Below are 15,262 nucleotides of genomic sequence, written 5' to 3'. Positions count from 1 at the left end.
CATAAAAATCTCCCAACCTTTCTAATACTAATTGTAGTTTAGAGGTTGAGAGTTTACACAAATTATTTTACAGACTCATTTTTACTGACCAAAATACGAGAAAAACCCAACTTTTCAGATAGCTGAATTTTTGTTCTTGTTCAATCTAAGTCGATTTTTTATATATTGTAACTTACATATAATCTTTCAATGGTATATGATGTTACGTAATGTATGTCAGCAAGATCATTCATTAATAACAATCAGTGCTTAGGCTGATTCCTCTTATTTTATAAATTTGTTAACTACAGTAACGTCTATTCTTGAGTATCAAAAGGCTTAATGATATATTCATTACCAAGATCAATGATTTTTTTCTTTATGTTTTTTGTCAATGTGTTTATCTCTTCTATTGTCAGTGAAGAGGCTATTATACTTTGACCATCGAGTTCAGATAATGATTCAAACAATTTCCCTATGCTCGCGTGATTCATTTGCTGCTGGCCAGGTTCATCCATTATTATTAGATTCGGATGATTTCCATCATGTTTTTGTGTTACATATTCCAGCGCAAGAGTAAATGCCCAAATTAATCTAACATAATCACTTGCTGATGAATCAAATTTAATGTCAAATCCTTTTACTACAGGTGTATATTTATCTTTAGATATAGAAATATCCGTTAATGGAGTACTACTATATCCAAACTCAGCCAAGTAATCAATAAACTTTTTTTCCAGTGTTATCAATTTTGATTTATCTAATTCTGAGAAGAACTCTTCTGGAATTTTTATCAGATCAACACAATATTGTTGCCATTTTATCTTTAATTCTTCAAGTTTCTCAGATAAGTCTTCAATACGCTCCTCAACTTCTTCTAACTCCCTAATTTTCCATTTGAGATTTAAAGTTTCTTCAACATCAACGTCCGATAGCATCCTCGGATCTTCCCTTAATTCTTGTTTTAGACTTCTTAGTTTTCGTCTTTCTTCCTCAAGATGATGATTAATCGCTAGAAATTTTTTATTCTTTGAATCAATTACACTACTTGATTGACTTCTTCCAAATTCTAATGCAGACAATTGCTCTTTTATGTAGCTTATATTTTCTTCTAGACTCATAGGCTGTAAGTCAATGTCCTGTGGTAAAAGGGTATCATGAATGTTTTGATTACATGTTGGACAAATCTTTTTTGCTATCAAGGAGTTTTTATTGGAACCTAGACTATATAACCGTTGCGCATCTTGATTAGTTTTTAAATCATGCTTTAGTTGAATAATATTATATTCAAGAGCTTCCTTATTAATTTGTTCTGAATGTATTTCCCTTCTGATAACGTTTGACTCGTTCTGAAGAAATAATACTTTTTCTTCAACCTCGTTAATTCTTACCTCATGTTCTCTTTCGACTTCTTTTATATTTCTAATTATATTTGCCCTTCCATATAAATGCTCTTTAAACATTAAAATTCTAGAAGAAATACTGACTAGATTCTGATCGTCATCATAAACAAATACTTGAAAATTAGAGAGTATCTCAGGTTTTTCTGAAATATTTTGAATAGTTGCACCGACTGAATTTGCTTTTTCTTTTATCAAATTTACTAAATTAGTCCACTCCTGAGTAATTAACAATTTCTTAATTTTCATTTCTTCTTTCAACTTACTATTATGTAAAACATCAAGTCCCAGTAAAAACTCGATTGCTCTTGTTGATATATCCCTTATACCATAATTAGTTGAAGGTTGGGCGTAAAAAGAACTCCATCCTTTAATCTGTTCTACAAAAAATAAAGGAAACAAACTTTGAATATATAAAAGTCGATCTTTCCCCTCAAATGCAGGCACCAAGGGTAACTGCCAATCAATAAAATCCGCTAAAAATGCATGAAATCCAGCATAATTTGAAGCAGAACCAGGCATGTGAACATAATAATCTTTTGACTCATATAGTCCCATTTCAGTAAGTGTGGGTCCAAATTGAACATCAACAAGTTTTTCATCTCTTGTTGATGTTGTGATCCATCTAGTAACAGTGATAGCTTGACCCTTTGAATTTGTAATTTGTAATTGGACATTTGATTCAATAACCTTATATTTTTGTCCTTCGTACGTAACCTCCTCGCGGAGTACGGGTTTCATCGTCTTTCCATTTGTACCTCCAAGTAATTCTTCAATACCTAATGCGTATAAGATGGCATTTGTACAAGAGCTTTTACCTGTAGAATTTTTTGCCCTCAATATATTTAGGCCATCTGTGAAATTAGAAGAAGTCCCAAATAACCCATATGTAGTAAAAACATTTAATTTAAATGCATCAATTTTTAATTTAGCCATTTCGTTACCTCACTTTAAAAACTACCGAAATTATTTTATCCGTAAGCTTAGTCCCAATCTTCCCCAATAATTCTCTTTCTTCTAATAGAATATCCTTATTTTCTATAATTGATTTAGCAAAATCAATTCCTTTTTCAAGAAGAGAAAACTTTCCGGTATTTGGATTGAACGATATAAACTTATCAGCAATGGCAAACTGTAATGCTCTGTTAACCGTTGGATCCATACTTACAAAAGGAATATTACTCAATGGATCTTGAATGAGCAATAATATAACCTGATCCCGATCTTTAGATTTAAAAGCCCAATTAAGTAACTGTAATTTGAAAAGATTTGCACTATTATTTCTTGATGATAAATACAAAATCAATATTATTTGTGCAATTTTAGTTATTGGTCTATAGCCTGCGGCCACAGAAACCTTTCGTCGGGTAAAAGTAATTTTTTTAGCTAGCTCATAAGGTAAATCCATATTAGATACCTCCAAAATCTAAAGGGCATCTAACAAGCCAATCAGCTTCTGCCTCTTTTGATAAGTCTTCAGTTAAACTGAATGAGAATAGTTTATGAAAGTTTTCAGATTCTAGAGCCACTTTATATTTTGTTTGCGTTTCTTTTATAAATGCTTTTGGATCTAATTCGGTTAAGATTAGTTCTTGCTCTATATGTTCCTCTATACTATTTTTTATTCTCAATAACTTTTCCAGTAAAACAGGCTGATTTCCCTTAAGTTCATCTAGTATTTTTTGTCCCTTAATAAAATTCCGAACAATGAGATCAACGTATTTATTAGTTATCTCTTCTTGTCGAGGGTGGCCTTCAAAGAGTTTAGAAATTTTACCGAATAGTCTCTGGATCGCAAAGCTTTGGCATTTTTTCCAATCAATTATTTCGATTTCAGTTGGAATATCAATCTTTATATCGATCTTTTGTTCTAATATCATTTTTGCATAAAGAATTTCCTGCATATAGAATCCTTCATCTTTAGCAAGAACATCAAAATCGTCATTAAGCACATCCTTCATATCTAGAAGTTCCCTGAATTCTGAAGCCTTTATTTGACAATGTGCAACTATTTCTTTGTTAGTAATCAAAGGTGTCAGAAACACCCATTTTCGAATTTTCACATCCCCCAAATAACGGAGTAATTCCTTTTTGTTTTTTCGTAATTTCCCTAAATCTTTCGTTACTTTATCTCGTTGTGCCTCATACAATCGTTGTGTATCATATTCCTCATCAGGACAATAGCATTGAAAAACTAATCCTGTACGAGTGAAACCTTCAATTCCTAGATCTCCTTTTGTATGAGCAGGCATTTCTTGATAACCTTCAGAATCATACCTTTTCTTCAACAACAGTTGGCAAAATTCTTCCCAACTATCACCATCGTATTCTCCAAAACGAGTCTTGATCATTAAATTCACCTCTGTAGACTTTAACAACTACAACGGACATCGTTCACTTAGAAATGCTATTTTACTTAATCATAGAATACTTAATAATGAATACTAAATTCGACAAAAAATGGGATTATCCTCTAATCTATGATATTTCTTCAATGAACAACAGAAAAAGCCGTATAATCCACTCGGCTTTTTCTTAATAGTTATCATTTTATCCAAAGTCACTTAATTTTCTAAACTATCTATAACAAACCGTCAACTTACTTCGATTATCTTCTCAATTATAAATAATCCTATCAACCAACTTCTTCAAGCTTTATCTAATATTCCAGTGTTGCCGCTAAACTCTACATCATTTTAATTATTTCTTCCTCTGGTATAAGCGCTACCTGCCCAAGCTTTAATTTTGATTTTCCATAAGTTATGTATCTAAGATGAATATCGCTTATAGGTAAACGTCTCACGGTAAACTTTTGACCAGCCTTTGTGTCCTTGCCATCAGGCTTAATATTGTAAGGAGTAGATATTTTATTTTCTATCAACCAAATTGCAATCTGCCCCATATTTTCACTGTTTAAATACTTCTCAACGACAGCTTGGTAGATGGGACGCTTTGTTTCATCCAGCAATACTCCTCTTGTAAGGGAATGGCGGCTTGTCATTCGTCCATATGCCTTTCCTAGCTCCAGCTTCTTTTCCCTGTTTCAATCTCTGTTTTATCGCCTTTTACCCCAACCGTGCGAAAATGGACATAAAGCCAAATAATCATTCCATCTATTCTGTTGATTTTTTCCACAAATCCCAATTGTCCACGCTTCATATAGAGGAAAAAAGAAACCCCAAACGAGTAGTTGGTTACTCGTTTGGGGGCACTACATTATTTTCTATTCAACTCTTTTAGCTCCTTTGGCAATAGGATCAAATCCTACTGGCCACACTGTTTGGTCATTAAACTTTGCATTATCGAAACTACTATCTTCGATTCGTTCGCATAGCATTTTCGCACCAACTAAATTAGCATCAGTAAATCTTGCTGCAAAAACATCAGCACGGGTAAAGTCTGCATTTTGTAGATTAGCTCCCGTAAAATTTGCACTTATTGGTTTGCTGTCTTGAAAATTTACAAATGCTAAATTTGCATGTTGAAACGATACATTCATCAGCGCGGTTTTGGACATATTTGCAGAATTCAAATCAGCACCATCTAGCTCGGCTGAGCGCAAATTTGCTTCGATAAAGCTCGCTCCTTTTAGATTAGCTTTAGATAGTAAAGCTCTGTGTAAATTCAGACCATCAAGAACTACGTTTTCAAGCGTTTCTGCTTCGACAAAAACTGGGTCTACCTCAGAAGCATTGCTCTTTATTACGATCATTCAATTTCACCTCGCTATTTATTTCCCCAGTCCGTAGGATCAATTTTTACTTTTATCCAATCAATAGCTTGATTTATTCTTCCTCCTGACCATTGGACCTGATCTATCTCTTTACCAACTATCCTACTTGCAATATATCTGTGATTTCCGTCTACTACTATTCCATTACTTACCTTAATCGCTGGTGGGACTTCACCATTTAGTAGACGCTGTACATACCTTTGAATAGCAGGTAAAGAAACTGCCCCCTGTTGAGTTTTTAATGGAGCATCCTTCATAACATTTTTAATCAATTGTTCTGAAACTTCAATACCCTCTTGTTTACCCCCAGCTGCAAAAAGACTCAAAAATAGCAATCCAACATTCTTACTACCTTTAACGGCTAAGTTCTTTGTCATCGCTCTGAGTGTGCCTGCAGCTCCAGCGATATAAGTAGTTGGATCTTCAAATCCCTCTAATTCCCTAGTGCTTCCCCTAAACAGTTCATGTAATCCTGCCCTGTTGGGGATCGCATCAATACCTTTTGTGTAGTACAGATCGTCATAGTATTCATAATCAATCTGTTGAGTACCGTGTATTCTCCTAACTCCAGCATTATCATAATAGTAATAGGTGCCAGTCGCCCCATCACCAGCAATCACTTGAACATGCCCACTCGGATCCACAAACCTCAACGGATTATTACTCACATACGTATACCTGTTAAGCGACAGCGGATTATCCACCGCACCCTTATACGTATCCTCCGATATAAACCGCCCTACCTTCGGATCATAATACCGTGCCCGCAGATAGTAGAACCCTGTCTTCTCGTCATACGGCTCGCCGCTGTACTGATACGGGTTGGACATCCCCTCCGTTTTCGAGATGACGTTGCCCCAGGTGTCGTATTCATAGCTGTTCAGCTCTTGGCCATTGCCGTCCGAGATCGCGACGACATCGCCGTGGCTATTGTAGTGGTAGTATCCGCTCTTGCCAGTGGTCATGTCTTTGCGGAGCACGAGTTCATTGCCCCAGATGTTTCGGGCCTTGGAGGCATTGGCAGCATCGAGCTCCTCGATGACTTTGCCACTCAAGTAGACATACTTGGTTTGGATGCCATTCTCGGTTTTGCTCGCACGAAGGCCGTCTCCATAATAGGTATACGTCGAGGTGTCGCCTGTTGTTTCATTTACCACGCTGCGCAGACGGTTTCGCTCGTCAAAGGTATACGTGGCGCTTCCTGTCTCTGTCGGCAGGGTGCCGGCGAATGCCGAGCGGTTTCCACGTCCGTCATAGGAGTAATCATTCGTCGTTCCTGGAATGACTTCCTTGGTCAGGCGATCAATTTTATCGTAGGTATATTGATGTGTTTTCCCATTGCGCTGGATGGAAACGACATTGCCAAACGAGTATTGATTGGACTCAGACCAAATTGGCGCTTGATTTTTTTCATGGGTGACTGTCGCTACTTGCCCAAATGAATCGGCTTTTCGCTTGTTGATGCGGCCGTTCGGGTACTTTGCCTGATAGCTGTCGCCCGTAGTGTCTACCTGGTAGCTGTATTCGATTTTGCCCGTCACAGCACTGTTGACTTCTTTTAAACGTCCAGCAGTATCATACAAATAGGTCACGACAGCATTGTCCGGGTACGTCAAGGAATCCATGAGGTCATCCCGGTCTGTGTATCCCATCTGGTACACTCGTCCAAAGGCAGTCTGAGTCTTGAGCCGCAGAAACGGGTCATAGGTGTACGATACTTCACGATAGTTGCTCATGCCTGTACCCAAATCTGTTCCGTTGCTGTTCGTTTCTTTTTGAATCAGGGAGGTGTTCGGGACGTATTCTTTTGTCTCCAGATTCATGATTTTTCCAGCAGCATTTGTGGAGGTCAGGCTGGATAGCTCGTTAAACGGCGTGTAGGCATAGAGGTGACGAATGCCTGCTTTGTCTGTGAAAGTATGCGGTGTACCATTTCGGTTGTAGCGGTACGACTCGGTCGCTCCCGACGGAACATCCTTTTCACTGATCTTCCAGGAGAGAACATTGTAGTGATTGCGGGTCGTCAATAGCTGATTTTCCGTTACCGTTACCAGATTGCCGAGTGTATCATACTCGTACTGGTACTTGTTTTGCTCGGCATCGAGCAGGTAGACGAGCTTGCCGTCGTTGTTCGAGCGGTATTCCCATACGCGGCTTTTGCCTGTCTGATCTTTTTCTGTCTTGCCGATTACTTGCTCAAAATCGTTGCGAGCGAGCTGTGTCGTTCTGCTCTGGCTGCCATCGCCTGTCCGCATTCCTTCTTTTTCCAGTTGTCCGTGGCGGTCGTAGTATTGCGTGGTTTGCAGTCCGTTCGGTTCAATGCTTACGCCAGTCCGAGCAGGGACGTAGTTTACCCCATCGTTTTGCGTATTGGCTGCCAGGAACACCGTGGTGCCGATCGGATCGGTTTTTTTCCACACACTTCCATCTGCATTATAGACGTAGCTGGTCGCCCGTTCGTTTAAGGCATACGGTGCGCTGGACAACAGATGGTTTCCATCCAGCGAATACGTATTGTACAGAAGCGGACGAACGGTACCGTCTTTTCCGATCTGGCCCTTGTACTCAACTTCACCGTATGGCGTAAAATGAGAAAATTGCTTCGTGCCATCTGGCAGCGTCATCGTTACTTTTCTCGTTGTATCATCGTAGTCATACGCCGTTGTTCTGGTCTGATCTCGGTTGGTCACGAGCTCCTTTGTCCGTCGTCCGAGCAGGTCGTATTGGTACTGGACGTAGATTTCATCCGGGTACATGCGGTATAGCAAACGACCCATTCCATCGTAGTGGAAGTAGTGATACAGCTGCTCATTTACTCCCGTCGAGGTCTCCACCTGCATGGTTATTTCTCGCGGATATAAAGAAAAATCGTCATAGGATTCGATGCTCTGTGTAATTGTTTTGGCATCTGGACCAGTGCTCGTTTCTGTAATTGTTTTGAGCAGCTTGTTTTGATAGCTGTAGGTTCGGTTCACTTGCTCCTGTCTGGTAGCCGTGCCATCTGGATAGGAATCCACGATCTTTTCTGTCGCCACCAGCCTGTTGCTTCCGTACGTGTACGTCTCTTCATGATAATGATTCGGATTGCTGGCCGCTGTTTTCTTCACCTTGGATGGCACACGCAGCGACGTGAGACTGTCTGGAGATACGTATTCGGTTGTGGTCTGATTTCCTTTTGGATCGATTGCCTTGGTTACATCTCCGTATATGTTGTAGACGTACTCCACGATTTGCGCATAACGGCCCAATCTGGCTTTGACCTTGGACAAACGGCTATCTGTCGGAGCGAGCAAGTATTGATATACGTCCGAATCCACAGTCATGGAGCTTGGACGTCCCATAAAGGAGTACACATGTGTCGGCTGTGTCTCTCGCTGGTTGTACATATAGCTTGTATAGGAGGCAGGAGCATAACGATACGTTTTCCCGTCTTCTGTCAGGGTAAGCGCACCCTGAATCGTATCTGAATCAGCACCGTTTCCGACAAAGGTCTTCACCGATTGCAGCAAAAAGTTGCGATCCGGGTTGACGATAAACGTCTTCTCTACACTCGGCAAACCGTCCTGAACGCTTCTCGTAACGACCCTGGAGCCATCTCGGTTGATCGGCTGATTGGCAAAGCGCACAGAGGCTGATTTCGGTGATTTCCAAACTTCTTTATTGGTCTGCGGGTAATACTTGGTGTACGAGTACCACCCTGTCGTTGCTTGATCCGGATGCGGTGTCTTGGCAAAACGGAAATTGACCGCGGTCACCGGATGATAGCTCATGTACGTCAATGCTTCTTTATCCAAATAGAGACGCACCAGCCCTTGATTCAAAAATCCAGGGACATCTGGCTGATACATGCTGTACGTATAGCTCATAGACAAGCCTTCCACAGGATAGTCGACCTGCTTCAAAAGCTTGTAGTTCACTTTTCCCTTCTTTGTTTTATCTACATTTGTATATTCCGTCGACTCCAGCCCGTTGTCATCGAAATTGATTAGTTTGTTCGGAGCAGCAAAGGAATAGGTCGGCTGCAGGTTGTACTCACTCACTCCGTAAACAGATGGACTGTGATACGCATACTCGGCAATGATTTTGCTATCTGTTCCCGTCACGCTGTATTCTCTTACCTGATCCTTGTTTGTACTTACATTCCACTCATAGACAAGATGCTTCAGCAACGTTTTTTGGGAGCTGTCCTGATAGACTTTCACTACGGTGCTTCCCGTGCTTCTATCGATCGTAATCAGACGCCCGACGCTGTCAGTAATTTCTGTCGGCCATCTCGTGTCTTCACTAATTCTGTAGCTGATCGAGTCCCCGTACGCATTCGTCTTTTTCACCAAATACGTATTATACAAATCGTCTTTATAATAGTGGGACTCTTCGCCAAAATCGTAAGTGATACCGTTCTTCTCCAATGTCACCACATGATTGGACCCGAATTCCCCGTACCCCTTTTTGTACTTGCTCATCGAAATGCCCTGGTACGGTGTATTCACCCAGTCCCCTACCGTAGAGGAAGACTCCAGCACCGTTCCGTCATCTAGGGTGAAGACATATCGTTTGCCCTCGCCTTCGTACGCACAATTGTATTTGGAGGTGTCATCATAATATCTGCACCACGCATTTGATTTGTAGATTTCTTCAAACCGGGGCAAATTGAGCTTCCAGCCAATCGGCATGAAATTCTTCTCTTTATACCTGGAGGGGATATTTATATTTTTACCACTGTTTGAATAGTAAAACTCCTCAGTCAGTGCTTCCAAGGAAGAGTAGCTGCGCTCAAGGGTAAAATCCAGCCCGTGCTTCCCTTCCAGCTGAATATCAAGCTCTCTCACATTGGCTGTCCGATACAACTCATCCACTGGGTTGTCCGTATTCGAGCGTTTGTACTGGTACGTCAAGCCCTCTGGGTCATACATGGCGTCCGGTATACTTGCAAGTGCTGAGGTGCTTGACGGCTTTTCAGACTGCTTCGACGGAAGCGGCTTCGCTGTTGATGCAGAAAAAAACGCTCCGAGCTGCGGCAGAATGTTCTTCAGCTGCTCCTTCTTTGCTAGCGGCATTGCCTGGATACGCTTCGTGATGTCATCGTCATTCCACTTGTATTTCTCTACCTGTTCGTTATGGGACAAAAAGCGATCCACAGAAGGATAAAAATACGCCGCGAATTGAATCAATGCGGGATCAGAGGTCTGGTATAGCTTCCATACCTGTTCAGGCAGCAGCGTATCCCAATCCAGCTGCTTGATTTGCTCTTTCGTATACGTCGTTTTTTCGTCAGGCTGGATGTTCCCTTGCTTGTCCTTTGCTTGCAGTGCAGTTTGGTAGGCAGAAATCCAGTCTTTTGTCGTTCCAATCTTGGTTTGGTCTGTGACTGGCTTTTCTGACAGGCTACTGCCAGCTTCTGCATAAACGGTCGTGGGCAGTAAAAGCGAGCCGATCAACAGCATGTTTATCGTTTTCTGAGTCCAACGTGTAAATCGCATCGATTTCCCTCCTTATTTTTATTGATGAACCTGTTTTTTGATGAGATTTCCGTTTCCATCGTAGGTGAATTCCGTCAAAATCGTGCCGTTTTGCTTGATTTGCACAAGCTGTCCTTTGGCGTTGTACACGTACTCCACTCCGAGATAACGGGCGCTTAGCCGGGCATGGACAGAGTTGTTGCTGCCGCCAGCCAGAACGACGTAGTAATCCTGACCTTTTTCCAGGGGCAGGGTGACTTTGGAAAAGGGCGGCTGACCTCCGTCATCGTTTGCAGCGAGCAAATGCGTCTGTGCATAGTCCTCATACACACCGAGCCATGTATTGCTTGTTCCCTCTGCTGAATTTCCCCCATAGTAGCTCGTGAAAATATCAAAGCTTCCGGTAGCTGGCGCGGTCAGCTTCACGATCTTTTTGACTCCGGCAGCAAGATTGATGTCTTGTGGCGTCGTTACATACAAGCTTTCTGTGTCTGTAAAAGAAATGGCGAACGGATTGGTCACCAGATCAGCGACGACACCTGCCACTTTGGCTTTTGGAATCGTGATCGTTACGTTTTGGACACTATGCTTGCTCTCATGAGACAGTGCTTTGCCTCCAAACTGGACCGTAAGCTGCTGGCTGCTCGTACGCGTCACACTTGGCTGTAGTCCTGCCGGTAAATTGTTTACCGTAACACTCGCGGCAACATCCGTTGCAAACGTACCCGCAGCGAGGGTGATCACCTGCTTGTCGGTAATCGTCCCATCGTTTGCTGTCGATTCACGAATCGTAGAAGAAGCGACTGTTGCCTTTGTATCCAAAGCGGCGGTCAGTCTCGCATGCACGCCTTTTGTCTTGTCAGCTGAGGTGAGGTAGACGTAATACGATACGCCAGCCGTCAGATCTACTTTCATCTCGGAGAAAAGGGAGCCTTCTGTCGCATCGTCATTAAATTCGAGCAGTGTTGACAGCTGCTCGTCCGAAAACAGAAACAGCGCGGTATCCGTAGTTGCGCCAAATCCCCCGTAAGGACCTGTATAAAAGCGATAGGTCCCGGTCACAGGAGCTGTAAATTTGTACGCAGGCGCTTCACCTAGCGGCAGGCTGACATCAATGGGCGAAGCGGCGTTCAACGTATTCGTCACCTTGCCAAGCCGCAGCCAGTAAGTGTCTGTCGTACTGAAATGCTTGTTAAAGCTGAACACGGTCATGTAATAGGTCGTATTTGGCTTGACCTGAAAGCTGACCGTTTCTTCTCCCCCTAATTGTTCCGTTGCACTGATATCAACTACCGTGCTCGGGCCCTCTGTCACCAGAAGGTCGTAATCCTTGGTTTTCGGAACTGTCAATGTCACCGTCAGCGATCCGGTTAACGCCCCTGAGTCAAAGCGATATACATCCTTGTCTGTGCTTGTAGAAAGCTTGGATTCGTAATAATTCCCGCTCGTAATCGGGTAGCTGGTTGCAAAGTCATCATTTGGTTCAAACGGATCGATAGCAGGATCAATGGCGAGCAAGGTCGCGTTTTGGCTTGCTTTTCCTTTTGCTTGCTGATTTGACTCAGCTAATTTTGGACCAAGCTCAGGAAGCAGCTCCGCCCAATAGCCTGCCACTGCTCGATCATACTCAGCTTGCAAATTCCTGATTTGCTCTTTTTGTGCCAGTAGCTGTTCATCTGTCGTAGGCTGCTGCTTGTGCAAGTCTTTGGCCCGCTCAAAATACGCGGATGCTTGCTGCAAGATCTGATTCGCCAGCTTCTCGTTTCCTTTTCGGATAGCAACAGCCTGGAAAAACTCCAGCGTCTGATGCAGCCCCAAAATCTCCTGGTCCATCTGGAAAATTTCCTCTATGGGGTCCTGAGCCGCTGTCGTCATTCCCTCAGGAACCGAGAAGACAGCCAGAATCAGCAGGATCAACACCAAGACGGAGATTCTTTCTCTCATGTACTCTTCACCACTTTCTTTTCTGTTTTTTGCTCACGTATTTCATCATGCGTCTAGTGCTCGTCACTCTCTTTTTCCATTCCTCCTTTTTCATTGCATCGATTAAATGGACAATCGCGCTTGCTTCCAAACGCACATCCATTCCCACAAACAGAACGAGTGTTCCTATTCGGTTGTACGAACATAATAATGTACAAGATTCTTGTTAGTCAATCAAAAAAATAAAAATTTCATACAATCTTTTCTTTTTCTCTCTCTTCTAGTACAATATAGTTGTACATCCTCTATGGAAGGACTGGCTCGCTCATGCTATCCCAGCGCTTGCGCATAGCCCGTAAGGCAAAAGGTCTGACCCAGGAAGAGTTGGCAGAGCATGTCTGCACAACAAAAGGGACGATCAGCAACTACGAAAACAATCACAGCACGCCGCCTAACGATATGCTGCGGCAGTTGGCAGATATACTTGAGGTCACGACGGATTGGCTGCTCGGTCGAACAAACGATGTAACAGCAAACACCGCTGCAACAGCTTCCCTGGCCAAGGAACAGCGCTCTTTGGACGATCTTTTGCAGGAGAAAATCGACGACCCCGATGACTATTATTTTTTGGATGGTTATCTGGAGGCATCTGAAGATGAGAAAAAAGAGATTCGTCGCTACTGGTACGACTTGAAAAAGCAGCTGAAGATACGTCAGGTACGAGAAACAAGGCCGCCTTCCTTGTTCGACATAACGGAAGATTTGAAAAAAAAATAACCCCATAGTGGGGTTTTCTTTCACGGCCAAAACAGAACGTACGTTCCATTTTTATCGATATGGGAGGCGGAACACTGGATGTTTCTACCTTTTCTTCAAGAAATCTGCGAGCCGCAGACCTGGATGGAGAGCCGGGTGTACATGCTTCTACGACACTTGAGCATGGAGGAGCCCGAGCAAATCGATCTGCATCGTTTATGCGAGACATACGGTATCGAAATTATTGAAATTAACGGCCGCAGCAGAGCTCATGAGCATCCTACGCTGAAAAACCACTACATCATTGCTGTCGATGAGCGATTAGAGCCTGCTTACCAAAGAGTCAAAATCGCACACGAGCTGGGGCATTTACTTTTGCATGAGGGCGTCCAGCCTCAAAGCACTACGTGGATGATTGATTGGCAGGAATCGCAAGCAAACCACTTTGCCGAGCATTTGCTGCTGCCCTTTTTCATGATCAGTCCACTCTTGGCAGATTGCTCCCGTTTCGATGCTCCTGCCTTATTGGCACAGAGATTTCGCGTCCCGCTCTCGATGGCAAGCAGACGATTCGATCGTGTTCTTGCCCGCTTGCACGCGAGAGGCGTACCTGTTTTTTGGTGAGTCAAAATACCAATTCCATCCCCTTTTAAAAAGGAGGCAATAGACCAAAATGAAGCATATCTTCGTCGCAGGAGATGCCTTTAGCACTCATTTTTTTGATCTGGCAATCGGAAATGACGAAGAGCTTTCTCTTTATCCTTCTATTCAGGTCGCCAGCTATCACGTAGCTAATTTTGCGCTCATTATGCGCGACTCGGGGCTCAGTGGACTCGGCATAGCTCCAGGTAATGCCTTGCTGATCTCCAATTTTTCGATGGAGCCGATTAAAGACAGACCGGTTCTTGTCAGACAGGAGGGACAATTTATCGTTCGGATCGCGACTGATATCAATCCGGTAGAGTGTGTGTTTACTACCACCAACGAGGGCGATGAGCCTCTCATCCTCCCTTCTGAAAACATTCGGATCACAGGCGTTGTCAGCGGAATCATTTCCCAGCCGCACCCATGATCTCGCTCCTTATCCAATCCTTCAACGCTGCAGCTGTTTGCTGCCATTGCTCTTGCGGAGTGATGGCAGCCGGCTGATCTCCGTCCTGCTTCCCGTAGCTGCCAAATTGAGAGTGATTGCCTCCTTCAATGGACATATACTTCGTTTTATCCGGTAAATATGTTTTTCCCAGCTCAAATTTTTCCTGATTCACAATCCCATCGCGCGATCCCAGAAGTGATAAGACAGGAATTCCTGCCTCTTTTAATCTTCCTTGTTTGTCCGGATAAGCTCCGAGTAAATAAACACCGCGAATCCGATCCGTATGTGCGGGGGCATAGCGAGCAGCCATGGCTCCGCCGAGAGAGTGCCCACCGATGACAAACGTCTGGTTCGGATAGGCTTTTAACACTTGATTGGCCCGTTCCATATCGCTCACAGCCAAATTTAATGGCATTTTTGCAATGAATACCCGATACCCTGAGCCAGCAAGCGATCTGGCAAGTGGAGCGTAGCTTTCCGGTTTAATCAGGGCGCCAGGATAAAAAATAATACCAGGATCATGCGATTCTCCGCCTTCAAAAGCAATCCAGTCACCAGTATTCATGACCGTGATCCCTTCTCCTCCCTGCATTGCGACAGCAGCTGCCTGATCAGGCTCATACGGGCGTAAATACCATATCGCTGTACAGGCAGCAAGCAATACCGCCAATACGATAATCTGAAACCAACGTTTTCGATATCGACTCATCCGTTTATCACCATCCGTTCCCAGCTATCTGCTTCTTATTATGTCTCCTTTTTCCGTTGCATGTGCGTGTTTGTATGAAAAGATTCATTTCACACCAGCTTCGTAACTGTTCAAAATAAAAGAGCGAAACGCGATATAAAATGTACCCTATAGAGTAGACACGTTAAAAAAGTCTACCTATAGGGTACTTTTTTGTATACTTGAGAAAAA

At 42.9% G+C, this 15,262-nt stretch carries 11 protein-coding genes; 3 read left to right on the top strand and 8 right to left on the bottom strand.

All coding sequences use genetic code 11. The annotated features are described in order from the left end of the window. Positions 1 to 296 precede the first annotated feature (296 nt). The 7 genes from SB752_RS31665 to SB752_RS31635 form a co-directional block, all read right to left on the bottom strand. Positions 297 to 2,315 (bottom strand): hypothetical protein, encoded by a 2,019-nt coding sequence (locus SB752_RS31665; protein WP_410719395.1) that lies wholly within the window; start codon positions 2,313 to 2,315, stop codon positions 297 to 299. A gap of 4 nt (positions 2,316 to 2,319) precedes the next feature. Beyond that, positions 2,320 to 2,787, bottom strand: a complete 468-nt coding sequence (locus SB752_RS31660) for a hypothetical protein (protein ID WP_410719394.1) — start codon at positions 2,785 to 2,787, stop codon at positions 2,320 to 2,322. 1 nt (position 2,788) lies between these two features. Then, on the bottom strand, positions 2,789 to 3,730 hold the full coding sequence (locus tag SB752_RS31655; protein ID WP_410719393.1) for a hypothetical protein: 942 nt from the start codon (positions 3,728 to 3,730) through the stop codon (positions 2,789 to 2,791). Between the two features lie 335 nt (positions 3,731 to 4,065). Next, positions 4,066 to 4,347: a hypothetical protein gene (locus SB752_RS31650; protein WP_410719392.1), complete on the bottom strand. Its 282-nt coding sequence runs from the start codon at positions 4,345 to 4,347 to the stop codon at positions 4,066 to 4,068. A 255-nt stretch (positions 4,348 to 4,602) separates the two neighbouring features. Continuing rightward, positions 4,603 to 5,091: a pentapeptide repeat-containing protein gene (locus SB752_RS31645; protein WP_410719391.1), complete on the bottom strand. Its 489-nt coding sequence runs from the start codon at positions 5,089 to 5,091 to the stop codon at positions 4,603 to 4,605. A gap of 14 nt (positions 5,092 to 5,105) precedes the next feature. Then, a complete protein-coding gene (locus SB752_RS31640) occupies positions 5,106 to 10,592 on the bottom strand; it encodes an RHS repeat domain-containing protein (protein WP_410719390.1) in 5,487 nt (1,828 codons plus the stop codon). 18 nt (positions 10,593 to 10,610) lie between these two features. Continuing rightward, positions 10,611 to 12,515: an RHS repeat domain-containing protein gene (locus SB752_RS31635; protein WP_410719389.1), complete on the bottom strand. Its 1,905-nt coding sequence runs from the start codon at positions 12,513 to 12,515 to the stop codon at positions 10,611 to 10,613. Between the two features lie 306 nt (positions 12,516 to 12,821). On the opposite strand from SB752_RS31635, the gene SB752_RS31630 reads away from it, so the two are divergent. The 3 genes from SB752_RS31630 (at position 12,822) to SB752_RS31620 (ending at position 14,322) form a co-directional block, all read left to right on the top strand. Next, complete coding sequence (locus SB752_RS31630; protein WP_410719388.1) at positions 12,822 to 13,271, top strand: helix-turn-helix domain-containing protein; 450 nt, start codon at positions 12,822 to 12,824, stop codon at positions 13,269 to 13,271. Positions 13,272 to 13,349: 78 nt separating this feature from the next. Further along, complete coding sequence (locus tag SB752_RS31625) at positions 13,350 to 13,874, top strand: ImmA/IrrE family metallo-endopeptidase (RefSeq protein WP_410719387.1); 525 nt, start codon at positions 13,350 to 13,352, stop codon at positions 13,872 to 13,874. A gap of 49 nt (positions 13,875 to 13,923) precedes the next feature. After that, positions 13,924 to 14,322 carry a hypothetical protein gene (locus SB752_RS31620; protein WP_410719386.1) on the top strand — a complete coding sequence of 133 codons (399 nt, stop codon included), beginning with the start codon at positions 13,924 to 13,926 and terminating at the stop codon, positions 14,320 to 14,322. On the opposite strand, the gene SB752_RS31615 is transcribed toward SB752_RS31620, so the two are convergent. Beyond that, positions 14,300 to 15,052: an alpha/beta fold hydrolase gene (locus SB752_RS31615; protein ID WP_410719385.1), complete on the bottom strand. Its 753-nt coding sequence runs from the start codon at positions 15,050 to 15,052 to the stop codon at positions 14,300 to 14,302. The two genes, SB752_RS31620 and SB752_RS31615, sit on opposite strands and share 23 nt — an antisense overlap. Positions 15,053 to 15,262: the final 210 nt, after the last annotated feature.

The sequence above is a fragment of the Brevibacillus sp. SIMBA_040 genome (genome assembly GCF_046535075.1).
Lineage (GTDB): Bacteria > Bacillota > Bacilli > Brevibacillales > Brevibacillaceae > Brevibacillus.
Note: the sequence above shows the minus strand (reverse complement) of the source record. Positions and strands in the feature narration are given on the sequence as shown.